Annotated in this window: 26 protein-coding genes and 1 pseudogene; 24 read left to right on the top strand and 3 right to left on the bottom strand. The window is 70.7% G+C overall.

Annotated elements, in window-relative coordinates:
* Window positions 1-52: 52 nt before the first annotated feature.
* The 3 genes from efp (at window position 53) to B0B14_RS07125 (ending at window position 2720) form a co-directional block, all read left to right on the top strand.
* Window positions 53-613 carry an elongation factor P gene (efp, locus tag B0B14_RS07115; RefSeq protein ID WP_076680733.1) on the top strand — a complete coding sequence of 187 codons (561 nt, stop codon included), beginning with the start codon at window positions 53-55 and terminating at the stop codon, window positions 611-613.
* Between the two features lie 3 nt (window positions 614-616).
* Window positions 617-1027 (top strand): transcription antitermination factor NusB, encoded by a 411-nt coding sequence (gene nusB / locus B0B14_RS07120; RefSeq protein ID WP_076680734.1) that lies wholly within the window; start codon window positions 617-619, stop codon window positions 1025-1027.
* Between the two features lie 118 nt (window positions 1028-1145).
* A complete protein-coding gene (locus B0B14_RS07125; RefSeq protein WP_076680735.1) occupies window positions 1146-2720 on the top strand; it encodes a Rieske 2Fe-2S domain-containing protein in 1575 nt (524 codons plus the stop codon).
* A 6-nt stretch (window positions 2721-2726) separates the two neighbouring features.
* Here the strand turns inward: B0B14_RS07125 and B0B14_RS07130 are convergent, their stop codons facing one another.
* A complete protein-coding gene (locus B0B14_RS07130) occupies window positions 2727-3731 on the bottom strand; it encodes a radical SAM protein (RefSeq protein WP_076680736.1) in 1005 nt (334 codons plus the stop codon).
* Between the two features lie 3 nt (window positions 3732-3734).
* Window positions 3735-4058 carry a hypothetical protein gene (locus B0B14_RS07135; RefSeq protein ID WP_076680737.1) on the bottom strand — a complete coding sequence of 108 codons (324 nt, stop codon included), beginning with the start codon at window positions 4056-4058 and terminating at the stop codon, window positions 3735-3737.
* A 208-nt stretch (window positions 4059-4266) separates the two neighbouring features.
* Between B0B14_RS07135 and B0B14_RS07140 the strand changes: the two genes are divergently transcribed.
* The 14 genes and pseudogenes from B0B14_RS07140 to B0B14_RS07205 all read left to right on the top strand — a co-directional run bounded on the left by B0B14_RS07140 (window position 4267) and on the right by B0B14_RS07205 (window position 20317).
* Complete coding sequence (locus B0B14_RS07140) at window positions 4267-4686, top strand: hypothetical protein (RefSeq protein ID WP_076680738.1); 420 nt, start codon at window positions 4267-4269, stop codon at window positions 4684-4686.
* A 61-nt stretch (window positions 4687-4747) separates the two neighbouring features.
* Window positions 4748-5281: pseudogene (pyrR, locus tag B0B14_RS07145) on the top strand (bifunctional pyr operon transcriptional regulator/uracil phosphoribosyltransferase PyrR); the annotation flags it as partial.
* Window positions 5278-6240 carry an aspartate carbamoyltransferase catalytic subunit gene (locus B0B14_RS07150; RefSeq protein WP_076680740.1) on the top strand — a complete coding sequence of 321 codons (963 nt, stop codon included), beginning with the start codon at window positions 5278-5280 and terminating at the stop codon, window positions 6238-6240. The pseudogene pyrR and the gene B0B14_RS07150, both read left to right, overlap by 4 nt.
* Window positions 6237-7568: a dihydroorotase gene (locus tag B0B14_RS07155; protein WP_076680741.1), complete on the top strand. Its 1332-nt coding sequence runs from the start codon at window positions 6237-6239 to the stop codon at window positions 7566-7568. Before B0B14_RS07150 ends, B0B14_RS07155 begins: the two co-directional genes overlap by 4 nt.
* The gene (locus B0B14_RS07160) at window positions 7565-8095 is read left to right on the top strand and encodes a PH-like domain-containing protein (protein WP_076680742.1); all 531 of its coding nucleotides are present in this window, start codon (window positions 7565-7567) and stop codon (window positions 8093-8095) included. The genes B0B14_RS07155 and B0B14_RS07160 overlap by 4 nt, the downstream gene beginning before the upstream one ends.
* A complete protein-coding gene (gene carA / locus B0B14_RS07165; RefSeq protein WP_076680743.1) occupies window positions 8092-9240 on the top strand; it encodes a glutamine-hydrolyzing carbamoyl-phosphate synthase small subunit in 1149 nt (382 codons plus the stop codon). The genes B0B14_RS07160 and carA overlap by 4 nt, the downstream gene beginning before the upstream one ends.
* Window positions 9233-12520, top strand: coding sequence for a carbamoyl-phosphate synthase large subunit (gene carB / locus B0B14_RS07170; RefSeq protein ID WP_076680744.1), 3288 nt, complete (start codon window positions 9233-9235; stop codon window positions 12518-12520). The genes carA and carB overlap by 8 nt, the downstream gene beginning before the upstream one ends.
* Complete coding sequence (gene pyrF, locus B0B14_RS07175) at window positions 12517-13362, top strand: orotidine-5'-phosphate decarboxylase (RefSeq protein WP_076680745.1); 846 nt, start codon at window positions 12517-12519, stop codon at window positions 13360-13362. The genes carB and pyrF overlap by 4 nt, the downstream gene beginning before the upstream one ends.
* Entirely contained in the window at window positions 13355-14299 is a 945-nt protein-coding gene (gmk, locus tag B0B14_RS07180) for a guanylate kinase (protein WP_076680746.1), read from the top strand. Before pyrF ends, gmk begins: the two co-directional genes overlap by 8 nt.
* A gap of 124 nt (window positions 14300-14423) precedes the next feature.
* Window positions 14424-14678 carry a DNA-directed RNA polymerase subunit omega gene (rpoZ, locus tag B0B14_RS07185; protein WP_076680747.1) on the top strand — a complete coding sequence of 85 codons (255 nt, stop codon included), beginning with the start codon at window positions 14424-14426 and terminating at the stop codon, window positions 14676-14678.
* 123 nt (window positions 14679-14801) lie between these two features.
* Window positions 14802-15995, top strand: a complete 1194-nt coding sequence (metK, locus tag B0B14_RS07190; protein ID WP_076680748.1) for a methionine adenosyltransferase — start codon at window positions 14802-14804, stop codon at window positions 15993-15995.
* Window positions 15996-16014: 19 nt separating this feature from the next.
* A complete protein-coding gene (locus B0B14_RS07195; protein ID WP_076680749.1) occupies window positions 16015-17991 on the top strand; it encodes a primosomal protein N' family DNA-binding protein in 1977 nt (658 codons plus the stop codon).
* Window positions 17992-18029: 38 nt separating this feature from the next.
* Window positions 18030-18953, top strand: a complete 924-nt coding sequence (gene fmt / locus B0B14_RS07200; RefSeq protein WP_076680750.1) for a methionyl-tRNA formyltransferase — start codon at window positions 18030-18032, stop codon at window positions 18951-18953.
* Window positions 18950-20317 carry an RsmB/NOP family class I SAM-dependent RNA methyltransferase gene (locus B0B14_RS07205; protein WP_076680751.1) on the top strand — a complete coding sequence of 456 codons (1368 nt, stop codon included), beginning with the start codon at window positions 18950-18952 and terminating at the stop codon, window positions 20315-20317. The genes fmt and B0B14_RS07205 overlap by 4 nt, the downstream gene beginning before the upstream one ends.
* Window positions 20318-20364: 47 nt before the next feature.
* On the opposite strand, the gene glsA is transcribed toward B0B14_RS07205, so the two are convergent.
* Window positions 20365-21525 (bottom strand): glutaminase A, encoded by a 1161-nt coding sequence (gene glsA / locus B0B14_RS07210; RefSeq protein ID WP_076680752.1) that lies wholly within the window; start codon window positions 21523-21525, stop codon window positions 20365-20367.
* A 55-nt stretch (window positions 21526-21580) separates the two neighbouring features.
* Between glsA and rpe the strand changes: the two genes are divergently transcribed.
* From rpe to B0B14_RS07245, 7 genes are read left to right on the top strand one after another with little or no spacing between them, the layout of a single operon-like run.
* The gene (gene rpe / locus B0B14_RS07215; RefSeq protein ID WP_076681325.1) at window positions 21581-22270 is read left to right on the top strand and encodes a ribulose-phosphate 3-epimerase; all 690 of its coding nucleotides are present in this window, start codon (window positions 21581-21583) and stop codon (window positions 22268-22270) included.
* Between the two features lie 9 nt (window positions 22271-22279).
* The gene (locus B0B14_RS07220; protein WP_076680753.1) at window positions 22280-22825 is read left to right on the top strand and encodes a hypothetical protein; all 546 of its coding nucleotides are present in this window, start codon (window positions 22280-22282) and stop codon (window positions 22823-22825) included.
* A 43-nt stretch (window positions 22826-22868) separates the two neighbouring features.
* A complete protein-coding gene (locus B0B14_RS07225) occupies window positions 22869-23132 on the top strand; it encodes a phosphoribosyl-ATP diphosphatase (protein WP_076680754.1) in 264 nt (87 codons plus the stop codon).
* A 58-nt stretch (window positions 23133-23190) separates the two neighbouring features.
* A complete protein-coding gene (hisG, locus tag B0B14_RS07230) occupies window positions 23191-24033 on the top strand; it encodes an ATP phosphoribosyltransferase (protein WP_076680755.1) in 843 nt (280 codons plus the stop codon).
* Window positions 24033-24794, top strand: a complete 762-nt coding sequence (gene hisF / locus B0B14_RS07235; RefSeq protein WP_076680756.1) for an imidazole glycerol phosphate synthase subunit HisF — start codon at window positions 24033-24035, stop codon at window positions 24792-24794. Before hisG ends, hisF begins: the two co-directional genes overlap by 1 nt.
* On the top strand, window positions 24791-25168 hold the full coding sequence (gene hisI / locus B0B14_RS07240) for a phosphoribosyl-AMP cyclohydrolase (protein WP_076680757.1): 378 nt from the start codon (window positions 24791-24793) through the stop codon (window positions 25166-25168). The genes hisF and hisI overlap by 4 nt, the downstream gene beginning before the upstream one ends.
* A complete protein-coding gene (locus B0B14_RS07245) occupies window positions 25165-25758 on the top strand; it encodes a Trp biosynthesis-associated membrane protein (protein ID WP_076680758.1) in 594 nt (197 codons plus the stop codon). Before hisI ends, B0B14_RS07245 begins: the two co-directional genes overlap by 4 nt.
* The last annotated feature ends 16 nt before the right edge of the window (window positions 25759-25774 follow it).

A 25774-nucleotide genomic window follows, 5' to 3' on the forward strand; every position in this document is an offset into this window, starting at 1 on the left:
CGCTTCGGCGCTCGCCGCATCCTCGCTTCACACGAACGGACATCTTCGACCCATGGCATCGACTGCAGACATCAAGAACGGCGTCGTCCTCAGCATCGACGGCCAGCTCTGGAACGTCATCGAGTTCCAGCACGTCAAGCCGGGCAAGGGCGGTGCGTTCGTGCGCACCAAGCTCAAGAACGTCGTCTCGGGCAAGGTCGTCGACCGCACCTACAACGCTGGCGCCAAGATCGAGATCGAGAACGTCGATCGCCGCGACTTCACGTACCTCTACAACGACGGCGACGGCTACGTCTTCATGGATGTCGCCGACTACGACCAGCTGACGGTCGGCGCCGGCACCGTCGGAGACGCCGCCAACTTCCTGCTCGAGAACCAGCAGGTGCAGATCGCTCTGAACAACGGCAACCCGCTCTACATCGAGCTCCCCGCCTCCGTCGTGCTGGAGATCACCTACACCGAGCCCGGCCTGCAGGGCGACCGTTCGTCGGCCGGCACCAAGGCGGCCACGCTGGAGACCGGCTACGAGATCCAGGTCCCGCTCTTCGTCGAGCAGGGCACGAAGGTCAAGGTCGACACCCGCACGGGCGACTACCTCGGCCGCGTCAGCTGACGAGTGAGCGCACGCAGCAAGGCGCGCAAGCGCGCCCTCGACATCCTCTTCCAGTCCGACATCCGCGGTGACGAGCTCGGCGTGACGCTCGCCGCCGAAGCCAAGCGCGCGGCGGGAGAGCCCTCGCGGGAGTCCTCGTGGCTCTACGCCCGCGACATCGTCGACGGCGTCATCGACAACCGCGACGCCATCGACGAGCAGATCACGACCTTCGCGAAGGACTGGTCGCTCGCGCGCATGCCCGCTGTCGACCGGGCGGTGCTCCGCATCGGCGTGTGGGAGCTGCTCTACAACGACGAGGTGCCGGCCGCCGTCGCGATCGACGAGGCCGTCGAACTCGCGAAGGAGTTCTCGACCGACGACTCGGGCGCCTTCGTGCACGGAGTGCTCGGGCGCATCGCCCGCTCCAGCTGAACTCGACGAAGGGCCGGATGCCTCGGCATCCGGCCCTTCGTCATTCCCACGGCCGGGCCTTCCGGGGTCGTACGAGGCCTCGCGTAGACTCGTGAGCTGTTCGACACAGGAGGATCGCATGCGGATCACGGGCCTCGGCCACGCCGGAATGTTCATCGAGACGGCAGGGGGGAGCATCCTGTGCGACCCCGTCGTCGGACCGACGTTCTTCGGCTCGTGGTTCCCGTTCCCCGACAACCGCGCGCTCGACTGGGAGCGGTTCGGCAAGGCCGACTTCCTGTACGTCTCGCACCGCCACCGCGACCACTTCGACCCGGCCCTGATGCAGCGGGTCATCCCGAAAGACATCAAGGTTCTGCTGCCCGACTACCCGACCGACGACCTGGAGAACGACCTCCGAGCGCTCGGGTACGACAACATCATCTACACGCAGGCGGGCGTCCCCCTCGAGTTCGGCGACCTCAAGATCATGGTGACGCCGCTGCGAGCCCCCTCCGACGGACCGATCGGCGACTCGTCGCTCAGCGTCGACGACGGCACCGCGAGCATCCTGAACCAGAACGACTCGCACCCGCTCGACCTCGAGGCCCTCCTGGGCTTCAGCAAGCCGGAGGCGTACTTCACGCAGGTCTCGGGCGCGATCTGGTGGCCCATGGTCTACGACCTGCCGCAGGACTCGAAGCAGAACTTCGCCCGGCTGAAGCGCGATGCGCAGAACAAGCGCGCGATGTACTACATCGAGAAGGTGGACGCCCCCCACGTGTTCCCGATGGCGGGGCCGCCGATGTTCCTGCGCGAAGAGCTGTTCCGCTACAACGGCTACGGGCTCGAAGACGACTCGATCTTCACCGATCAGCGCCAGTTCCTCGCGCACATGAAGGAGCAGCGCCCCGAGCAGAAGGGGTACGAGTTCGTCCCCGGAACGGTCGTCGAACTCGACAACGGCGAGATCTCGGTCACCCAGAGCCTGTACACACAGGCCGAGATCGATCGCGTCTTCGACGACAAGTGGGCCTACCTGGCCGAGCAGCGCGACTCCCGCCAGGACGAGGTGCGGGCCGAAGAGGCATCCCGCGCCCCCGTCCTCCCGCCGCAGGAGATGCTGGCCGCCATCAAGGAATGGTGGGAGCCGCTCCTGCGCCGCGGCCGCACGATCCGCAACGGCGTCGGCGGCAACGTGCGGTTCCGCATCGGCGATCTCGACATGGTCGTGGACTTCCCGAAGGCCAAGGTCCGCGAGTACGCCGGCGAGGAGTGCATCTACTGGTACACGATCCCCGCCGACCTCGTCTCGACGAACATCCGCGATCACGAGATCGACTGGTCGAACTCGATCTTCCTGTCGATGCAGTTCGAGGTGGGGCGCAGCGGCAAGTTCAACGAGTTCCTCACGACCTTCCTCAAGTGCCTGTCGCGCGACCGCATCGAGTACGTCGAGAACTGGTACTCGGAGCAGACCGACCAGACCGAGGACGCGCAGCTGGGGGACTGGATCGTGCAGCGCCGGTGCCCGCACCTGCGCGCCGACCTCACGAAGACCGGCAAGATCGAAGACGGCGTGCTCACCTGCTCGCTGCACGACTGGAGCTGGGACCTCGCGAGCGGCAAGTGCCTGACGAGCCAGGGCCACCCGATCCGTGCGACCCAGGTGGAGGACGACCTCCACCGCGCCGCCACCGCGCCTGCCGCCTGACCCGCCTCAGCCTGCGCGCGCCAGTCGCACGCGCCCGCTCTCTGCGCGCAGCGCTGCGCGGCGCATCTCCTCGTACCAGTTGAAGAAGGGTCGCCTCTCGGCGATCAGCCGATCACGCGTCGTCGTGCACAGCTCGACGAAGGGACCCGCATCCCATCGCCGCGCGAGGTCTGCGAGCCCTGCGCCCTCGAGGCGACCGAGTCCGAAGCGTCGCGGGAATCCGTAGGTGAGGGGCACGACGGCGCCGTCGGTCTCGATCACCAGCGGCGTCAGCCAGTCCCCGAGCCGCAGATCTTCGCCCGTGATGGGGAGCGTGATGCCGGCGATGTCGGCGGGGCGCGCGATGTCGACGTGCACTCTCACGTCGTCGCGCATGGCGGCCTGTACGAGCCCTTCGAACATGGCGAAGCCGAGCTCCTGGTCATCGGGCACGGCCCCTGCCAGGTTGCTCGCGGCTGCGCCGACCGGCTCGAGCGGATGCACCTGAACGAGCCCGGCGCCGTACTCGCCGGCGAGCCCCACCACGAAATCGAGCTCGTCGACGTTGCTCTGCGTCAGGGTCGTGATGAAACCGAACGGGATGCCGGAGCGGGCGACGCCGGGCAGCCGTGACGACAGCCTCGCGAATGCCCCGCGACTGTTGCGCATGACATCGTGCGTCTCGGGCGTGCCGTCCACGGAGATCGCGAGCACGTCGAGGAGACCGTGCAGCTCGGCCAGCCGACGCTCGGAGAGCAGAAGGCCGTTCGTCGTCACCGTCGTGCGCATGCCGCGGGACCGTGCGTGCGCCAGAAGCTCGAGCAGCGGGCGATAGAGCAACGGCTCGCCTCCTGACACGCTCAGTACGGAGTACCCCAGCTCGACTGCGTCATCCAGCGCGTCGGTCAGAAGCTCGAGCGGGGTCGTCGCCGCGACACGCGGGCCGGACGACGAATAGCAATGCAGGCACGTCAGATTGCACCGCCGCGTCGGATGGACCTGGACGATCCCGCGATCAGCCGTGAGTCGCATCGGTCAGCGCTGTTCGATCGTGAGTTCGATGTTGAACTCACCGGGCCACGGGATGCCCTTGGGGAACAGCCGGATCTCGGCGAGCGGCACTTCGGCCACCGTCCCGAGGATCCGTTCGATCACCTTCGAGGTCTCCTCCGGACCGCTCGTGGTGAATCCCGCCCGGAACCAGTCCGGATGCGGCATCCCTCGAACCAGCACGCCGTTCACGGTCAGTTCGCCGAGCGAGTCCGACAGCTTCGCGACGAAGTCCTCGTTCAGCGTCACCCCGCGGTTCTTGTACGCATCGATCAGCCTCGCCGATCCGCGCGTGTCTTTCGCTTCCATCGTTCGATTCCTTCCGATCTGGATGACCCGCGATCGGGTCACCGCGAAGAGCGCCCGTGTTCCGGGCGTGATACCCGCCCTCCTGTGCGCAACTCCTCACGGGCTGCGCGCAGACGGCGTGTCGGGGCCCCGACACGCCCGGTCGGCCCCAGATCTGAGGAGGTGCGGCGACCGCGCTCCGCGCGGCGCACGCCGTAAGATCAGCGGCGTGCGACGCCGATTGATCGACCCCCTGCACATCGTCGATGTGTTCGTCTACGTCGTCGTGCTGAACCTGGCCACGGAGTACTTCCCGTCCGTCCTCGCCGAGTCCTTCACGATCTCGCTGCTGACAGCGGTGATGCTCAAGCTCGTGCTGGAGGTCGTGCTGATCGCGAAGACGCGGGTGCTCCGCCGCATCCGGGGCTCCTCCACGATCGCGCGTCGCACCGTGTCGATCGGGATGCTCGTGCTCCTGCTGCCCGCGAGCAAGTTCGTCGTGCTCTGGCTTGAGGACGTGGTGTTCGGGGATGCCGTGAGCCTCGGAGGGTTCTGGTCGGTGACCCTCCTGATCTTCGCGCTCATGGGCGCGCGCTGGGGCGTGCGATGGCTGCTCGCTCCCACCACGAGCGCTGCCCGGAGGCGATAGGCTGGGACGGCACGACCACAGCAACCTTTAACACCGTCCAGAGAGGCGGAGAAGGGAGCGGCGGATGAGCACGCGAACCGTGCTGCATGAGGCCGACATCGCCAGAGCCCTCACTCGGATCTCACACGAGATCCTCGAGGCCAACAAGGGGCCGGACGATCTCGTGATCCTCGGGATCCCCACACGCGGGGCGACGCTCGCCGATCGCATCGGCGGACTGCTCACCGAGTTCTCGGGACGGCCCGTGCCGGTCGGATCGCTCGACGTGACGATGTACCGCGACGATCTGCACCGCAACCCCACCCGCTCGCCCCAGCCGACGCAGATCCCGGCCGGTGGCATCGACGGCAAGACCGTCGTCCTGGTCGACGACGTGCTGTTCTCGGGTCGCAGCATCCGCGCCGCCCTCGACGCCCTGCAGGACATCGGACGACCGGCCGCCGTCCGCCTCGCCACGCTCATCGACCGCGGCCACCGCGAGCTCCCGATCCGTCCGGACTTCGTCGGCAAGAACCTGCCGAGCTCCCGGGAGGAGCGCGTGAACGTGCGGCTCGTCGAGGTCGACGGGCTCGAGGAGGTGACGATCGAGTCATGAGGAATCTCCTCGACACCCAGACACTCTCGCGCGCCGATGCCCTGCGCACCCTCGACGTCGCCGAGGACATGGCCGACACGCAGCAGCGCGAGGTCAAGAAGCTGCCGACGCTGCGCGGCAAGACAGTCGTGAACCTCTTCTTCGAGGACTCCACCCGCACCCGCATCTCGTTCGAGGCGGCGGCGAAGCGCCTCAGCGCCGACGTCATCAACTTCTCCGCGAAGGGGTCGAGCGTCTCGAAGGGCGAGTCGCTGCAGGACACCGCCCAGACGCTGCAGGCCATGGGGGCGGATGCCGTCGTCATCCGCCACGGCGCCTCGGGGGCGCCCCGCACCCTCGCGACGAGCGGATGGATCTCGGCCGGCGTCGTGAACGCGGGCGACGGGACGCACGAGCATCCGACCCAGGCGCTGCTCGACGCGTTCACGATCCGCAAGCGCCGCTTCGGCGCCGACAGCCGCGGGCGCGACCTCGCCGGTCTCCGGGTGACGATCGTGGGCGACATCCTGCACTCGCGCGTCGCACGGTCGAACGTGTGGCTGCTGAGCACGCTCGGAGCCGAGGTCACCCTGGTTGCGCCGCCCACCCTGGTGCCGCAGGACGTGTCCGGGTGGCCCGCGCGGGTGGTCTACGACCTCGACGACGCCCTGGCGGGCGCGCCCGACGCGCTCATGATGCTGCGGATTCAGCTCGAGAGGATGAATGCCGCGTATTTCCCGACTGAACGGGAGTATTCCCGCCGGTGGGGACTCGACGCGCGGCGATTGGCGGCCCTGGGGCCGGATAGCATTGTCATGCACCCGGGTCCCATGAACCGCGGTCTCGAGATCTCCGCGGAGGCCGCCGATTCCGCACGTTCGACCGTGCTCGAGCAGGTCGCGAACGGCGTCTCGGTGCGCATGGCGGTGCTGTATCTGCTCCTTGCGGGAGCCGGCGAAGGAACGGAGGACGGACGATGACCCTTCGACGCGATTCGGGGACCGACGTGCTGGTGGTGCGCGGGGCGCGCCTGGAAGGCGGGGATGCCGCCGACTTCGTCGTCGAGGACGGCATCATCGCCGACGTGGGCACGGGCCTGACCCGCGCCGGCGCGACCGTCGTCGACGCGGACGGCCTGCTCGCCCTGCCGGGACTCGTCGACCTGCACACGCATCTGCGCGAGCCCGGGTACGAGGCATCCGAGACGATCCTCTCCGGCTCGCGGGCCGCGGCGTCCGGCGGCTACACGACGGTCTTCGCCATGCCCAACACGTCTCCCGTCGCCGACACCGCCGGCGTGGTCGAGCAGGAGCTCGCGCTCGGCGAAGCCGCCGGTTACGTCACGGTGCAGCCCATCGGCGCCGTCACGGTCGGCCAGAAGGGCGAGCGCCTCGCCGAACTGGGTGCGATGGCCGACTCGCGGGCCCGCGTGCGGGTGTTCAGCGACGACGGCTTCTGCGTCTGGGATCCGCTGATCATGCGGCGAGCGCTCGAGTACGTCAAGGCGTTCGACGGAGTGATCGCCCAGCACGCGCAGGACCCCCGGCTCACGGAGGGCGCCCAGCTCAACGAAGGCGCGGTCTCGGCCGAGCTCGGCCTGACCGGATGGCCCGCGGTCGCGGAGGAGTCGATCATCGCCCGCGACGTGCTGCTCGCCGAGCATGTCGGCTCGCGTCTGCACGTCTGCCACCTCTCCACCGCGGGATCGGTGGACATCATCCGATGGGCGAAGAAGCGCGGCGTGAACGTGACCGCCGAGGTCACGCCCCACCACCTCCGGCTGACCGACGAGCTCGCCCGCGGGTACGACGCCCGCTACAAGGTCAACCCGCCGCTGCGTCGTGAGGAAGACGTTCTCGCCGTGCGCGAGGGCCTCGCCGACGGCACGATCGACATCGTCGCGACCGATCACGCCCCGCACCCCACCGAGGCGAAGGCGTGCGAGTGGCAGGCCGCGGCGAACGGCATGGTCGGGCTGGAGAGCGCCCTGCGCGTCGTGCAGCAGTCCATGGTCGACACGGGACTCATCGTGTGGGCCGACGTCGCGCGGGTGATGTCGCGCACGCCCGCCCGGATCGGACGCCTCGAGGGGCACGGCACTCCGCTCACGGCGGGGCAGCCGGCGTCGTTCACGCTGTACGACCCGCGACCGGTGCGCGCATTCACGACCGACGATCTGCACGGTCTCAGCGTCAACTCGCCGTACCTCGGCCGAGAGCTGCCGGGCGAGGTGCGCTGGACCGTGCACCGCGGTGTGCCGACGGTCGTCGACGGTGCGCTGCTGGACGCACCCGGGGTGCGCTCATGACCCGCGAGGGCGCCCTGCTCGTCATCCTGGCTGTGACGGCGCTCATCATCGGACTCGGCGTGTGGGGGTGGCGGCGCCGCGCCACGCGCGACCGCGTCGTGCTGATCGCACCGGGCGAGCTGCCGGCGTCCGCCGCCGTGACGCAGGTGTTCGACGGCTTCTACGTCGCCACGACGGCGCATGACGCCCCGCTCGAGCGCATCAACGCCCCCGGATTCGCGTTCCGCTCGCGCGTCGGCGTCACCGTGACCGATCGCGGCGTCGCGCTCGACCTGACCGGTCAGCCGCGGATCGCCCTCCTGCCCGAGCGGCTCGTCGACGTCGCGCAGTCGACCGTCGCGATCGACCGCGTGGTGGAGAAGGACGGCCTCACGCGGCTCAGCTGGCGCACCGACGCCGGTGACGTGGTCGACACGTACCTCCGACCCCAGGATGCCTCGGCCAGGGCCCTCGCCGAGGCGATCCGCCCCCTCATCCCTCAGACGACGACGGGTCTCCCCGAGACCCGGACAGGAACAGGCGCATGACTTTCACGACAGATCCCGCCGTGCTCGTCCTGGAGGACGGCACCCGCCACGTGGGCCGTGCCTACGGCGCGCGCGGCACGACCCTCGGCGAAGTGGTCTTCTCGACCGGGATGACCGGCTACCAGGAGACGCTCACCGACCCCTCGTACGCCGGCCAGATCGTGCTGCAGACCGCGCCGCACATCGGCAACACCGGCATGAACGCGGAAGACCCCGAGTCGCGACGCATCTGGGTCGCCGGCTACATCGTGCGCGACCCGTCCCGCATCGTGTCGAACTGGCGTGCCGACGAGTCGCTCGACGACGCGCTCGTGACGGACGGCATCGTGGGCATCAGCGGCATCGACACCCGTGCCGTGACGCGCCACATCCGCTCGGCGGGCTCGATGCGCGGCGGCATCTTCTCGGGGGAGGCGGCGACCCTGGATGCCGAGGAGCAGCTGCGCCTCGTGGCGGAGGCCCCGCAGATGGCCGGACAGAACCTGTCGGCGGCCGTGTCGGTCGCCGTCTCCGAAGTCACCCCGGCGACGGGGGAGCGCATCGGCGCCCTCGCGGTGCTCGACCTGGGCGTCAAGCAGTCCACGGTCGACAACCTCGCGGCACGCGGGTTCGACGTGCACGTCCTGCCGCAGGACGTCACCATCGACGGCATCCGCGCGATCGACCCCGTCGCGGTGTTCTACTCCAACGGCCCCGGCGACCCTGCGGCATCCGACGACCACGTCGACCTGCTCCGCGGCGTGCTCGATGACAGGCTGCCGTTCTTCGGCATCTGCTTCGGCAACCAGCTGCTCGGCCGCGCCCTCGGGCTCGGAACCTACAAGCTCCCGTTCGGCCACCGGGGCATCAACCAGCCGGTGCTCGACAAGGCGACGGGCCGCGTGGAGATCACCGCGCACAACCACGGCTTCGCGGTCGAGGCGCCGCTCGAGGGCTCGTTCGACAGCCCGCAGGGCTACGGACGGGTCGAAGTGAGCCACGTCGGCCTCAACGACAACGTCGTGGAGGGGCTCCGCGCCCTCGACATCCCGGCCTTCTCGGTGCAGTACCACCCCGAGGCTGCTGCGGGACCGCACGACGCCAACTACCTCTTCGACCGCTTCCGCGACCTCGTGATCGCCACTCTGGAGACCAAGAATGCCTAAGCGCGACGACATCAAGAGCGTCCTCGTCATCGGCTCGGGGCCGATCGTCATCGGCCAGGCGTGCGAGTTCGACTACTCGGGCACGCAGGCCTGCCGCGTGCTGCGCGAGGAGGGCGTGCGCGTCATCCTCGTGAACTCGAACCCGGCCACGATCATGACCGACCCCGACTTCGCCGACGCGACCTACATCGAGCCCATCACGTGGCAGGTCATCGAGACGATCATCGCCAAGGAGAAGCCGGATGCGATCCTGCCGACCCTGGGCGGGCAGACGGCACTGAACGCCGCGATCGATCTGCACAAGAACGGCATCCTGGAGAAGTACGACGTCGAGCTCATCGGCGCCGACTTCGAAGCCATCAACAAGGGCGAGGATCGTCAGATCTTCAAGCAGCTCGTGCTGGACTCCGGTGCCGACGTCGCCGACAGCCGCATCTGCCACACGATGGACGAAGTGCTCGCCGGCGCCGCCGAGCTGGGCTACCCGCTCGTCGTGCGCCCGTCCTTCACGATGGGCGGGCTCGGCTCGGGCTTCGCGTACGACGAGGCCGACCTCCGCCGCATCGCCGGCGCGGGCCTGCACGACTCGCCGACGAGCGAAGTGCTCCTCGAGGAGTCGATCCTCGGCTGGAAGGAGTACGAGCTCGAGCTCATGCGCGACACGGCCGACAACACCGTCGTGGTGTGCTCGATCGAGAACGTCGATCCCGTCGGCGTCCACACGGGCGACTCGATCACCGTCGCGCCCGCGCTGACGCTCACCGACCGCGAGTACCAGAAGCTGCGCGACATCGGGATCGACATCATCCGCGCCGTCGGCGTCGACACCGGCGGCTGCAACATCCAGTTCGCCGTCAACCCCGACGACGGTCGCATCATCGTCATCGAGATGAACCCGCGCGTCTCGCGGTCGTCGGCCCTCGCGTCGAAGGCCACGGGCTTCCCGATCGCGAAGATCGCCGCGAAGCTCGCGATCGGCTACCGCCTCGACGAGATCCCCAACGACATCACGAAGGTCACCCCGGCGAGCTTCGAGCCGACGCTGGACTACGTCGTGGTGAAGGTGCCGCGGTTCAACTTCGAGAAGTTCCCGGCCGCCGACACGACCCTCACGACCACCATGAAGTCGGTCGGCGAGGCCATGGCGATCGGCCGCAACTACGCCACCGCACTGCAGAAGGCGCTCCGCTCGCTCGAGAAGCGCGGATCGAGCTTCCACTGGGGTGCGGAGGAGCGCTCGGTCGAGGAGCTCCTGGAGATCGCATCCGTTCCCACCGACGGTCGCATCGTCGTGCTCCAGCAGGCCCTGCGCAAGGGCGCCACGCCGGAGCAGGCGTTCGAGGCCACGAAGATCGACCCCTGGTTCCTCGACCAGATCGTGCTCATCAACGAGGTCGCGGAGTTCGTGCGCACGGCGGGCGAGCTGGATGCCGGCACACTCCGCATCGCGAAGGAGCACGGCTTCAGCGATGTCCAGATCGCCCAGCTCCGCGGGATCTCCGAGGAGGAGGTGCGCGGCATCCGCTACGCCCTCGGCATCCGGCCCGTCTTCAAGACCGTCGACACGTGCGCGGGGGAGTTCCCCGCCCTCACGCCGTACCACTACTCCAGCTACGACCTCGAGACCGAGGTGACGCCGTCCGACCGCCGGAAGATCGTCATCATCGGGTCGGGTCCGAACCGCATCGGTCAGGGCGTCGAGTTCGACTACTCGTGCGTCCACGCGTCGTTCGCGCTGTCGGCGGCGGGCTTCGAGACCGTCATGGTCAACTGCAACCCCGAGACGGTCTCGACCGACTACGACACGAGCGACCGGCTCTACTTCGAGCCGCTCACGCTCGAGGACGTGCTCGAGGTGCTGCACGCCGAGGCCAAGTCGGGTGAGATCCTCGGCGTCATCTGCCAGCTCGGCGGTCAGACGCCCCTGGGCCTGGCCAAGGGCATCGAGCAGGCCGGATACAACATCCTCGGCACGAGCCCCGCAGCGATCGACCTGGCGGAGGAGCGGTCGCTGTTCAGCGGCATCCTCGACGCTGCCGGCCTGCTCGCACCGCGGCACGGGACGGCGATCGACGAGGCCGGCGCCGTCGTCATCGCGGAGGAGATCGGCTATCCCGTGCTCGTGCGCCCGAGCTTCGTGCTCGGCGGTCGCGGGATGGAGATCGTCTACGACACCGCGAGCCTCCGCGACTACTTCGCCCGCATCGCCGATCAGGCGATCATCGGTCCGGGTCTTCCGCTGCTGGTGGACCGGTTCCTCGACGACGCCGTTGAGATCGACGTCGACGCGCTGTTCGACGGCGACGAGCTGTACATCGGCGGCGTCATGGAGCACCTCGAAGAGGCCGGCATCCACTCGGGCGACTCGAGCTGCACGCTGCCGCCCATCTCGCTCGGCCGCACCGAGATCGACCGCGTGCGCATCGCCACGCAGGCGATCGCCGAAGGCGTCGGCGTGCGGGGCCTCCTCAACGTGCAGTTCGCCGTCTCGGCGGGCGTGCTCTACGTCATCGAGGCGAACCCGCGCGCGTCGCGCACCGTGCCCTTCGTGTCGAAGGCGCTCGGCATCCCGCTCGCCAAGGCGGCCGCCCGCATCATGGCGGGCTCGACGATCGCCGAGCTGAAGGCCGAGGGGATGCTGCCCGTCAGCGACGGCTCGCGCGTCCCGCTGGATGCTCCCGTCGCCGTCAAGGAGGCCGTGCTGCCCTTCAAGCGCTTCCGCACGAAGGAGGGCCACATGGTCGACTCCGTGCTGGGTCCGGAGATGCGCTCCACGGGCGAGGTCATGGGCATCGACCGCGACTTCCCGACGGCGTTCGCCAAGAGCCAGGAAGCCGCGTACGGCGGGATGCCGCTGGAGGGGACCGTGTTCATCTCGGTCGCCGACGACGACAAGCGCGCGGTCATCCTCCCCGCCCACCGTCTGCAGGAGCTCGGCTACAAGCTCGTCGCGACGGAGGGCACGGCCGAGATCCTCGCCCGCAACGGCATCCGGGTCGAGGTCGTCAACAAGTACTCGGCGACGCAGGCGTCGGGGGAGACGAACATCGTCGACCTCATCAACGCCGGAGAGATCGACATGATCGTCAACACCCCCTCCGGCGGCCTCGCCCGCGCGGACGGCTACGAGATCCGCGCCGCCGCCGTGGCCGCCGACAAGGCCCTCTTCACCACGATGGCGGTGCTCGGCGCCGCCGTGAGCGCCCTCTCGGTGCTGCGCGACGGCTTCGACGTCAAGAGCCTCCAGGAATACGGAGCCGACCGGGCGGCCCGCCTGTGACGTCGTTCGGCGCGCGCATCGAGCGGGTGATCGCCGAGCGCGGTCCGCTGTGCGTCGGGATCGACCCGCACGAGCACCTGCTCGCTGGGTGGGGCCTGGATGCCTCGGCATCCGGTGCCCGGGAGTTCGGCCTGCGGGTCGTCGAGGCGTCAGCGGACCGCGTGGGAGTGGTCAAGCCGCAGGTGTCGTTCTTCGAGCGCTGGGGGAGCGCGGGATACGCGGCGCTCGAGGACGTGCTCGCCGCGGCCCGCGCAGCCGGCCTCATCGTGATCGCCGACGCCAAGCGCGGAGACATCGGCACGACGATGGACGCCTACGCGCGCGCGTGGCTCACCCCCGGCTCTCCGCTGGAGGCCGACGCGCTGACCGTCAACCCCTACCTCGGTGTCGGCGCACTCGCCGAGGCCATGGACCTCGCCTACGCGAACGGCAAGGGCCTGTTCGTGCTCGCGGCGACGAGCAACCCGCAGGCGGAGGGCGTGCAGACGGCGGTCGCCGCATCGGGGAGCACGGTGGCCGGTGAGGTGATCGCGGATGCCTCGCTGGAGAACGGCGCACGTCGCACCGGCGACGAATGGGGGAGCATCGGCTTCGTCATCGGGGCCACGGTCGACCGTCGCGTGCTCGGCGTCCCCGACGAGCTGACGCCTCCGGCGCCGATCCTCGCCCCCGGATTCGGCACGCAGGGCGCCCGCCTCGCCGACCTCCCGACGATCTTCGGCGCCCTCGCGCCCTTCGTGCTCGCGAGCGAGAGCCGCGGCATCCTCTCGGCCGGTCCTCAGGGGATCGCCCACGCCATCTCGACCCGCACCGCAGAACTGGAGACCCACGCACGTGGCTGACCCCCGAACAGCACACACCCCCGGTCCCGCATCGCGCGAGCCCGACAGGGCGTCGCGGCCCCCCGAGGTCGACCGCGCCGCGGCATCCCGGCGGGCCGTCGCCGCGCGCCGCGAGAGGGCGAGCCTCAAGCGGGATGTCACGATGCGCGTGATCACGCCCCAGGAGCTGCTGCGGCGCGCCCTGGCGGAGCCGGAGTCGCCCGCAGGGGCGATGCGGATCACCGAGTTCCTCACGAGCATCCCCGCCATCGGGGAGGGCAAGCGCGACCGCATCCTCGCTCAGCTCGGCATCTCGCCCGTCAAGCGACTCGGCGGCCTCGGGGCGCGCCAGCGCGTGGCGCTCGAGCGCTTCCTCGATCAGCGGTGGCCCGAGCTGAAGCCGCGCCGCGGCCGCAGCCGCCTCGTCGTGCTGGCCGGCCCCACCGCCGTCGGCAAGGGGACGGTCGCCGCCCACATCAAGGAGCACCACCCCGAGATCCTCCTGTCGGTGTCGGCGACGACGCGCGCACCGCGTCCGGGCGAGGTCGACGGCGAGCACTACTTCTTCGTCGACGACGCCGAGTTCGACCGCCTGATCGCCGACGGCGAGCTGCTCGAGCATGCGACCGTGCACAACCGGTTCCGATACGGCACGCCCCGCGGCCCGATCGAGAGCGCCCTCGCCGAAGGCCGCACGGTGCTGCTCGAGATCGACCTCCAGGGCGCGCGTCAGGTGCGCGCGGCGGAGCCGTCCGCGACGCTCGTCTTCCTCCTCCCGCCGAGCTGGGACGAACTCGTCCACCGTCTCGTCGGGCGCGGAACGGAAGGCGAGGAGGAGCGCGACCGTCGCCTGAAGACCGCGAAGGTCGAGCTCGCCGCCCAGCACGAGTTCGACTTCGCCGTCGTGAACGACGACGTCGCCCGGGCCGCCGACGAGGTCGCCTCCCTGACGTCGTAGCGCGCCGGACACCGCCGACGGCCCGGCTCGCGTAGAATGGAGCGATACGCGTGTGACCGCGACAGCGCCGCGCCGATTCTTCCGCCTCGACGAGGCACCCATTCCGCCGATCTGGAGGTACCCCATGGCCGGAACGAACCAGGGCATCATCGACCCGCCCATCGACCAGCTGCTCGACAAGGTCGACTCGAAGTACCAGCTCGTGATCTACGCATCCAAGCGCGCGCGTCAGATCAACGACTACTACTCCGACCTGCACGAGGGCAACCTCTTCGACAACGTGGGACCGCTGGTCGACTCGACCGTCGAGGACAAGCCCCTCACGATCGCGATGCACGAGATCCACGAGGACAAGCTCCGCCTGCGTCACGCGGAGTAAGTCCCACCCGACGGCCGGCACGCGCCGGTGTGACGCCACGAGGCGTCGCACGGCTGCGGTGTCGGCCGTCGTCGTCATACTGGATCGTCGGCTTCCCGCACCCGATCTCACCCCTGGAGCACCATGAGCGACCTGCGCCTGTTCACGTCGGAGTCCGTCACGGAAGGCCATCCCGACAAGATCTGCGACCAGATCTCCGACTCGATCCTCGACGCGATCCTCACCGACGACCCGCACGGGCGCGTCGCCGTCGAGACCCTCGTGACGACCGGCCTCGTGCACGTCGCGGGCGAGGTTTCCACGAGCGCCTACGTCGAGATCCCCGCCATCGTCCGCAAGGTCGTCAACCGCATCGGGTACACCTCGAGCGACACCGGCTTCGACGGGGATTCGTGCGGTGTGAGCGTGTCGATCGGAGCCCAGTCCTCCGACATCGCCGCCGGCGTCGACAAGGCGTTCGAGCGCCGCGAGGGCGGCTCGGAGGATCCTCGCGATCTCCAGGGCGCCGGCGATCAGGGCATCATGTTCGGCTACGCCACGACCGAGACGCCGCAGCTCATGCCGATGGCCGCCTGGACGGCGCATCGCATGGCCGAACGCCTCGCCGCCGTGCGCCGATCGGGCGAGCTGCCGTTCCTGCGCCCCGACGGCAAGACCCAGGTGACGCTCGGCTACGACGGCAACACGCCGCGCGCCGTCGACTCGGTCGTGCTGTCGACCCAGCACCACCCCGACATCTCGCAGAAGGCGCTGCGGGCCGCCGTGCGCGCCGAGGTCATCGACCCGGTGCTCGAGTCGACCGGGCTCGATCTGTCCGACGTCAAGTTCTACATCAACCCCGCGGGCCCCTTCGTCATCGGCGGCCCCAAGGGCGATGCCGGACTCACCGGCCGCAAGATCATCATCGACACCTACGGCGGAGCGTCGCGCCACGGTGGCGGTGCGTTCAGCGGAAAAGACCCGTCGAAGGTCGACCGCTCGGCCGCGTACGCCATGCGCTGGGTCGCCAAGAACGCGGTCGCCGCGGGCCTCGCGGAGCGCCTCGAGGTGCAGATCGCCTATGCGATCGGCAAGGCCAAGCCCGTCGGGCTCTACGTCGAGACCTTCGGCACGGGCGCGGTGGCCGACGAGGTCATCGTGAAGGCGATCCGCGACGTGTTCGACCTGCGTCCGAAGGCGATCATCGACCAGCTCGACCTGCTGCGCCCGATCTACGCCCAGACCGCCGCGTACGGGCACTTCGGGCGCGAACTGCCCGATTTCACGTGGGAGCGCACCGACCGCGTCGACGACCTGCGCGCGGCCGCCGGCATCTGAGCGTGACGGACACGGCGTCGTGACGACGCGTCCCGTCGCGCGGGTGCTGATCGACTCGCCGCTGCCGCAGCTCGATCGGCTGTTCGACTACGCCATCCCGTCCGAGCTCGACGCCGACGTCCGGCCGGGGGTGCGCGTGCGCGTTCCCCTGCGCTCGGCGGGCCGCGTCGTCGACGGGTACCTCGTCGAGCTCGGCGAGGCCGAGCCCACGCCCCGCCCCCTGTCCGAGCTCGACGCGATCGTGTCGCCGGTCGCCGTGCTGCCCGAGCGGCTGTACGCGCTCGCCCGGCGGGCCGCGGATCGGGCGGCGGGGTCGGCATCCGACATCCTGCGCCTGGCGATCCCGAAGCGCATGGTGCGCGCCGAGAAGGCGGCCCTCCTCGCGGGCGAGCCCGCGCCACCGATCGTCGCGCCGAGCGAGAGCGCATGGGCGGATGCCGCACTCGACATGTTCGACGGGCTCAGCGGCGCCCTCGCCGACGGCGGCAGGGTCGCCGTCGACGCGCCACCGCATCCGTCGCGGCTGAAGGACGGCACGACGGTCGGCGCCTGGGCGGAGCTGCTCGCGGCCGCTGCCGTGCGCACGCTGGCGAACGGTCGCAGCGTCATCGTCGTCGTGCCCGACCACCGCGATCAGGACCAGCTCGCGGCGGCCCTCGCCGACCACCTTCCGGACGGCGCGGTCGTGCGCGACGACGCCCGGCAGCCGTCGCCCGCTCGCTACGCCGCCTACCTGCGGGTGCTCGCACCGGTGCCGTGCGTCGTCATCGGCAACCGGTCGGCCGTCTACGCGCCCGCCCACGACGTGGGGCTCGTCGCCCTGTGGGACGACGGCGACCCGCTCCTGGCGGAGCAGCTCAGCCCCGGCGTGCACGCCCGCGACGCGGCGCTCATCCGGCAGGAGCTCGAGGGCAGCGCGCTGCTGTTCGCCGGCCACACCCGCACGACCGATGTCGAGCGGCTCGTGTCGATCGGCTGGGTGGCGGATGCCCCGGCCCGCCGCCGCTCTTCGCCCCGGGTCATCCTGAGCGCGACGCGCGAGGGCGAGTCGCGTGGTGCGCGCGTGCCGTCGGCGGCGTTCGCGGCCGCCCGCGACGCCCTGCGCGACGGTCCGGTGCTGGTGCAGGTGTCGCGCCCCGGGTACGCCCCTGCGCTCGTCTGCGCCGACTGCCGTCGACCGGCCCGCTGCGCGCACTGCGCAGGTCCGCTGCGCGCGAAGCGGCCCGGTGCGGTGCCGGAGTGCGCCTGGTGCGGTCGCGCCGCCGCGGGGTGGACGTGTCCGCACTGCGAATCCACCAAGCTGCGGATGTCTTCATCGGGCAGCGAGCGCACGGCCGACGAGCTCGGACGCGCGTTCGCCGACACGCGTGTGATCGTCGCCGACGGCGAGCATCCCGTGCTGCGCGTCGATGCCCGCCCGGCCCTCGTCGTCGCGACGCGGGGTGCGGAGCCCATCGCGGAGGGCGGGTACCGCGCGATCGTTCTCCTCGACGGCGATCGGATGCTGCAGGCCGACGATCTGCGCATCGCGGAGTCGTGCCTGCGCTGGTGGTCCAATGCCGCGGCCTTGGCGGCGCCGGGGGCGCCCGTCCACCTGGTCGGCGTCGCAGGGCCGGTGGCCCGGGCGCTGGCCACCTGGACGCAGCCCGCCTACGCCCGCCTCGAGCTCGCAGAGCGCGCGCCGCTGCGGATGCCGCCCACCGTCCGCGTCGCCGCCCTCAACGGAACGCACGGCGCCGTGTCGAACGCGCTGGACGAGGTGCGCGTGGCGGTTCCGACGCTCGACCCCGCGGCCGTGCTGGGTCCGCTTCCGACCGAAGACGGCGTGCGCGCGTTCGTGCGGTTCGAGTATGCGCACGGGGCGGCCGTGACGGCTTCGCTGCGTGCCTCCGTGGTCGCCGAAGCGCTGCGGTCGCGCAGAGCGGTCAAGGGGAGGACTCCGGGGCCGCGCAATACACTCAGAGTGCGGGTCGACGTCCCCGACCTCGATCTCTGACTCCCTTCCCGACCGACGCCCACGCACTGAGGAGCACCATGCGCATCGTCTTCGCCGGGACGCCGGAGGCCGCCGTGCCGTCGCTGCGGCGCCTCGCGGCATCCGCCCATGAGATCGCCGCCGTCGTGACGCGCGGCGACGCTCCGCTCGGGCGCAAGCGCCGGCTCACGCCGTCGCCCATCGCGCAGGCTGCAGCCGAGCTGGGCCTCCCCACGATCAAGGCCGACCGCCTCGCGACCGAGGCCACGCAGCGCATCGCGGCGCTGAAGCCCGATCTCGGGGTCATCGTCGCGTACGGGGGGCTGGTGCGCGAGCCTCTGCTGTCGACACCCCTCCACGGATGGATCAATCTGCACTTCTCCCTGCTGCCCCGGTGGCGTGGCGCTGCTCCCGTGCAGCGGGCTCTCATGGCGGGCGATGCCGAGACCGGAGCAGCGGTGTTCCAGCTCGTGGCCGAGCTCGACGCGGGCGACGTGTTCGAGGAGATCCGCCACCTGATCCGCGCCGGCGAAACGGCGGGCGATCTCCTCGCGACGCTCGCCGACGACGGCGCCGATCTGCTGGCTCGCGTCGTCGACGGGATCGCCGAGGGCACCGCGCGCGCCGTGCCCCAGGCGGGGGAGGTGACCCTCGCCCCGAAGCTCACCCTCGACGACGGACTGCTCCGCTGGGATGACCCGCGCGATGCGCTGCTCTCCCGGCTCCGCGGCGTGACGCCCGAGCCCGGTGCGCACACGACGATCGACGGCACACGGCTCAAGGTGATCGCGGCGGGCGCGGCACCCATCGACGCCCCGCGACTCGCGCCCGGCGTCCTCGCGGTGCACGACAAGGCGGTCCTCGCCGGCACCGCGACCGATCCCGTCGAACTCGTCACCGTCCAGCCCGCCGGCAAGGGCGCGATGGCGGCGGGGGACTGGTGGCGAGGACTGCGCACCGACCGCCCGGAGCTCGGCCGATGAGGGCCGCCGCTCCGCGCCGCGTCGCGTACGAGGTCATCCGGGCCGTCCACGAGTCCGACGCCTACGCGAACCTGCTGCTGCCGCGGGCGATCGAGCGCGCGGGACTCACGACGGCGGATGCCGGTCTCGCGACCGAGCTCACCTACGGCACGCTCCGCCGCCAGGGCACCTACGACGCCGTCATCGGCATCGCCGCCGACCGCGACGTGCGCGACATCGATCCTCCCGCGCTCGACGCCCTCCGACTCGGCGTGCACCAGCTCCTCTCCACGCGCGTCGCCTCGCATGCGGCCGTCAACGAGTCGGTGGAGCTCGCCCGCGACGGCGCCGGGCGCAGCGCCGCCGGATTCGTCAACGCCGTGCTGCGCAGGATCTCGCGCGACACGCCGGGGGACTGGCTCGGTCGCATCGAAGCCGGGGCGCGCTCCGACGACGAACGACTCGGCCTGGTCTACTCGCACCCGGTGTGGGTCGTGCGCGCGTTCCGGCGGGCGCTCGCAGCAGAAGGACGCGCCGACGAGCTCGAAGCCCTCCTCGCCGCCGACAACGCGTCGCCGAAGGTCACGATGGTCGCGCTTCCCGGACTCGCCGACATCCCGGAGGACGTGCGGCACACGCCATACTCTCCGTACGGATTCCGCTTCCCCAAGGGCGATCCCGAGGCCACGGTCACAGCCTCCGACGGACGCATCCGGGTGCAGGACGAAGGATCGCAGCTCGCGGCCCTCGCGCTGACCCGCGCCGAGCCGGTGCGCGACGGCGAGCGCTGGCTCGACCTGTGCGCGGGGCCGGGCGGCAAGACCGCTCTCCTGGCCGCCGAGGCCCTGCACGGCGGCGCCGTGCTCGATGCCAACGAGATCTCACCCGCCCGCGCCGGACTGGTGCGCAACGCGATCGCGGGGGTGCCCCTCGACGTCGAGGTGTCGGAGGAGGACGGCCGACTCCGGGCATCCGAGAACCCCGGCACCTACGACCGCATCCTGGTCGACGCGCCCTGCACCGGCCTCGGCGCCCTGCGCCGCCGGCCCGAAGCGCGGTGGCGCAAGTCGCCGGGCGACGTGCCCGAGCTGTCCGAGCTGCAGCGCGAGCTCCTGGAGGCCGCGGTGATCGCCCTCAAGCCCGGGGGGATCGTGGCCTACGTGACGTGCTCGCCGCACCTGGCCGAGACCGCGGGCGTGGTGTCCGAGGTGCGCCGCGAGTTCGGCGACGCCCTCGAGGAGCTCGACGCGCGCGCCGTGCTCCAGGGCGTCGCAGGCCCGTCGCTCGAGCTTCCGGAGCCGCTGGACGGATCAGGACGCGCGCAGCTGTGGCCCCACCGGCACAACACCGACGCGATGTCGATCACCCTGCTGCGCCGGCGCTGAGCCGATCGCGGTCGGTCCTCACGGTCGGCCGAGGGGGAGCGACCGCGTCACTCCAGGAACGTCAGCGACCCCGGATCGACGTCGAGTCGCGCGCGCAGCAGGGATGCCGCCGCGGGGTGGAGTCGGGCGACGTCGCGGGCGTCCACAGTGACGTGCACATCGGCGCGCACGGCATCCTTCAGCACGCTGAGCACGCGCTCCGCACCGGCGAAGCCGAGCTCGCCGCCCAGCCGCACGGTCACTCCGCCGTCGACGCGCTCGACCGAGATCGCGGGCTCGGAGATCGTCTCGTGGATCTCGAGCAGGTGCATCCCGAAGTCCTCCGACAGGCGCTCCACGACGGCCGCCGCCCGCACGCTGTTGCCGTGGTCGTCGAGGCGGGGGCTGAACGCCCCGACGCCGAACTGCGACGGGGCCACCGCGACGAGGCCGCCGCTCACGCCGCTCTTGGCGGGCAGGCCGACGCGGAGCAGCCACTCCCCGGAGGAGTCGTACATGCCGCAGCTGGCCATGATCGACACGACGTCGCGGGCGATGCGCTCCGAGACGACGCGATGCCCCGTGACCGGGTTGACCCCGCCGAACGCGAGCGTGCCGGCCATGACGGCGAGGTCGCGCACCGTCACCAGGACGGAGCACTGCCGGAAGTACGCCTCGACGATGTCGTCCACGACGCCATCGATGATGTCGTACGAGCGCAGAAGGTGCCCCAGGGCGCGGTTGCGGTGCCCGGTCTCGGATTCGGAGCGGTAGACGGACTCGTCGATCCACAGCGACCGACCCGCGAAGGCGCTCAGGATGTCGACGATGGCGCCGGTGCGCTCCTCGGTGTCACCCTCGATGAGCGACGTCGTGGCGATCGCCCCGGCGTTCACGAGCGGGTTGGCCGGGCGTCCGGTGACGTCCTCGAGGCTGATCGCGTTGAAGGGCTCGCCGCTCGGCTCGACCCCGACGGTGCGCAGCACCGTCTCGCGACCGCGCTCACGGAGGGCGAGCGCGAGGACGAAGGGCTTGGAGATCGACTGGATCGTGAACTCCGCCCGATCATCGCCGGTGGAGATGACGCGCCCGCGCGGACCCACGACCGCGAAGGCGAGCTGGTCGGGATCGGCGGAGGCGAGCTCGGGGATGTAGTCGGCGATCGCGCCGTCGGTGAGGGGGGCGACATCGGCGAGCACGTCGTCGAGCATCTCGAGGATGGGGTCCACGGCTCGACCCTAACGGCCCCGACGATCCGAGAGCCGTCCGCGCATCCCTGACATGATGAGTTCCGTGGCAGACGTGAGCGGCATCCGCATCAATCCGAGCATCCTGGCGGCCGATTTCGTGAACATGCAGGCCGAGCTGGCCCGCATCGCGACCGCCGACTTCGTGCACGTCGATGTGATGGACAACCACTTCGTGCCCAACCTGACGTTCGGCCCGCAGATGGTGGGTCGCATCCAGGCGACGAGTCCGATCCCGCTCGATGTGCACCTCATGATCACCGACCCCGAGCGGTGGGCCCCCGAGTACGCGGAGCTGGGCGCGGCATCCGTCACGTTCCATCTCGAGGCTGCGGCGGACCCCGTGGGCCTCGCCCGGCGGCTGCGCGAGATCGGCTCCCGTGCGGGGATCGCCGTCAAGCCGGCCACGCCCGCGGACGTCTTGTTCGACATCCTCGACGAGGTCGACCAGATCCTCGTCATGACCGTGGAGCCCGGGTTCGGCGGGCAGTCCTTCATGCCCGAGACCATGCCGAAGCTGCGCCTCCTGGCCGACGAGGCGAGGCGCCGCGGATCGTCGGTGTGGCTGCAGGTCGACGGAGGCATCTCCGCGTCCACGATCGAGCAGGCGGCGGAGGCGGGAGCCGACACGTTCGTCGCCGGGTCGGCCGTCTTCGGCGCCGGCGACCCCGACGCCGCGATCGCCGGACTCCGAGCAGCCGCCGCGGCATCCGTCCACCGACACTGAGAGGCGCACATGAGCGAGCCCGCTGAAGATCCCGCCCCGCCCACCGGCGTCCGTGCGACGGCCCGGCACCATGCCCGCCGCGTCCTGAGCGCGTACACGGGCGAGCACGGCATCTACGGCGTCGTGCTGGTGACCGCGCTCGTGTCGATCGGCGAGCACTACGACACCGACTTCGAGGTGCTGCTCTACGTCGCCGGCACGATGCTCGTGTTCTGGTTCGCCCACGTCTACGCCGGAGTGGTGGCCGCGGGCGGCGATCCCGAGCGCCGCAAGGAGGGCCTGGGACGGATGATCGGGCACTCCGCGCGCCACTCCGCCGGCATGCTGGTCGCGATGCTGCCACCCCTGGTCTTCCTGGCGCTGGGCTCTCTCCAGGTCTTCGACGAGGAGGACGCCTACGACCTCGCGCTTCTCACGGGGGTCGTGGTCCTCGCCGTGATCGGGTGGCTCAACTCCGCTCGGAACGGCCGCCGCTGGCCCCTCCGCCTCGCGGGAGCTTCGGCCACCGCGATGCTCGGACTGCTCGTGATCGGTCTCAGCGCCCTCGCGCACTGACACACGGGGGCAGAGGCCCCACCGCGCCCGGTACCCTGGGAACGTGAAGACGTTCGACGCCCTGTTCGCCGAGCTCGCCGCCAAAGCGGCTGAGCGCCCCGAGGGATCGGGCACCGTCGCAGAGCTCGACGCCGGCGTGCACGCCATCGGCAAGAAGATCGTCGAGGAGGCGGCCGAGGTGTGGATGGCCGCCGAGTACGAGTCGACGGATGCCGCGGCGGAGGAGATCTCGCAGCTGCTGTACCACCTCCAGGTTCTGATGCTCGCGAAGGGTCTCACCCTCGACGACGTCTACCGACATCTCTGAGCCTCCCGCGTCCGCGGGCATGCCAGACATCCGCTCCCATCCCGAAAGCCACGCCCCCATGCTGCGAATCGCCGTGCCGAACAAGGGCTCGCTCGCCGAAACCGCCTCCGAGATGCTGCACGAGGCCGGGTACACCGGTCGCCGCGACCCGAAGGACCTGCACGTCATCGACCCGCAGAACGAGGTCGAGTTCTTCTACCTCCGCCCGAAGGACATCGCGACCTACGTCGGCTCGGGCGCCCTCGACGTCGGGATCACCGGTCGCGACCTGCTGCTGGACGCACGGATGCCCGGAGCCCGCGAGATCGAGGCCCTCGGCTTCGCCGGATCGACGTTCCGCTTCGCGGCGCCGACCGGCACGTTCTCCGAGCTCGCGCACCTCGAGGGGAAGCGCATCGCGACGTCGTACCCCGGTCTCGTCGACGCATTCCTCGACGAGCGCGGCATCGCCGTCGACCTCGTGCCCCTCGACGGCGCGGTCGAGTCCGCTGTCCGGCTGGGGGTGGCGGATGCCGTCGCCGACGTCGTCGAGACGGGGACGACGCTGCGCCAGGCAGGTCTCGAGGTGTTCGGTCCGCCGATCCTCCAGTCCGAGGCCGTGCTCATCAGCGGTCCGACGGATGCCGACGGCACCGAGACGCTCCTCCGGCGCCTCCGCGGCGTGCTGGTCGCCCGCCGCTACGTGCTGGTCGACTACGACCTGCCCGCGGCCCTGATCGACGACGCTGTCGCCCTCGCCCCCGGCATCGAGTCGCCGACGATCTCGCCCCTGCGCGACGCGGAGTGGGTCGCGGTGCGGGTCATGGTGGCCCGAACGAGCGTGAACCAGATCATGGATTCGCTGTATGCGATCGGCGCACGCGCGATCCTCGTGACCGCGATCCACAACGCGAGGCTCTGATGTCGCTGGTGTGCCGCGTCATCCCGTGCCTCGACGTCGCGGCCGGCCGCGTGGTCAAGGGCGTGAACTTCGAGAACCTCCGCGACATGGGCGACCCCGTCGAACTGGCGCGCGAGTACTTCCGTCAGGGCGCCGATGAGATCACCTTCCTCGACGTCACGGCGACGGTGGACGAGCGCGCGACGACGTACGACGTGGTGCGCCGCACGGCGGAGCAGGTGTTCATCCCGCTCACCGTCGGCGGGGGAGTGCGCACGACCGACGACGTCGCCCGCCTGCTCGCGGTCGGCGCCGACAAGATCGGCGTGAACTCCGCCGCGATCGCGCGCCCGCAGCTGGTCGACGAGATCGCCGACCGCTTCGGCGCACAGGTGCTGGTGCTCTCGCTCGATGTGAAGCGCTCGCCCGCGACGCCCTCGGGCTTCGTCGTGACCACGCACGGCGGCCGCACCGAGACATCCCTCGATGCGCTCGCGTGGGCCTCGGAGGCGATCGAACGCGGCGCGGGAGAGCTCCTGGTCAACTCGATCGACGCCGACGGCACGAAGGAGGGCTTCGACCTCGAGCTCGTCGCACTCATGCGCGAGATCTCCAGCGTGCCCGTGATCGCCTCCGGCGGCGCGGGGACGGCCGCCGACTTCGCACCCGCGATCCGTGCCGGAGCCGACGCGGTGCTGGCGGCATCCGTCTTCCACTCCGGACAGCTGACGGTCGGCGACGTGAAGGCCGCCCTCGAGGACGACGGGATCGAGACACGATGAGCGAGTCGGTCGAGGAGCGCATCGCGCGCGTGAGCTTCGACGATCGCGGGCTCGTCGCGGCGATCGTGCAGCAGTGGGACACGCGCGAGGTGCTCATGCTCGCGTGGATGGATGCCGAGGCGCTGCGCCGCACCCTCACGACCGGGCGGGTGACGTTCTGGTCGCGGTCGCGCCAGGAGTACTGGCGCAAGGGCGACACGTCGGGCAACACGCAGCACGTGCGCGGCGCCCGGCTCGACTGCGACGGCGACGTCGTGCTCCTCGAGGTCGAGCAGCACGGCCCCGCGTGCCACACGGGCACCCGCACGTGCTTCGACGCCGATGACCTCGACCCCGTCGTCGATCACGGCGCCGGCGCGGAGTCCGCCACGTGAGGGCGCGCGCACGTCTCCTCGCCGTCGTCGCGACGATCGCCGCCGGCGCGGTGGGCATCATCTCGTCCACCCAGACCTGGCTCGTCGCGACGCTCTCCGACGGCGCCCGGGAAGGACTCCTCGTCGCGGGCGCCGCAGCCCTTCCCGTGCTCGCGCCGCTGAGCCTCGCGGCCCTCGCCCTCGGTCTCGCGCTCACGATAGTCGGACGGGTGCTGCGCTACGTGTTCGGAGCACTGTCGCTCGCGATGGGAGGCGTGCTCGCCGTGCTGACGGCGCAGGTCGCGTTCGCCCCGTCGGCGTCCCACGTGGGCTCGACGGTCACCGAGGCCACCGGCATCACGGGAGCGGATGCCGTGGCCGCCCTCGTGTCCGGGATCACGGCGACACCGTGGCCCGCCATCACCCTCGTCGGCTGGATCGTGCTCCTGGGGGCAGGCGCCCTCACCCTCGCGACGGCGCATACGTGGCGAGGCACCGGACGCCGGTACCGCACGGATGCCGCACCCGCCGCCGTCGCCGCGCCGTCGCGCCCGCACGACGCGATCGACGACTGGGACGACCTCTCGCGTGGCGACGACCCCACCGCCTGACTTCGCTAGACTGGGC

The organism is Microbacterium sp. RU33B (assembly GCF_900155915.1).
Classification (GTDB): Bacteria; Actinomycetota; Actinomycetes; order Actinomycetales; family Microbacteriaceae; genus Microbacterium.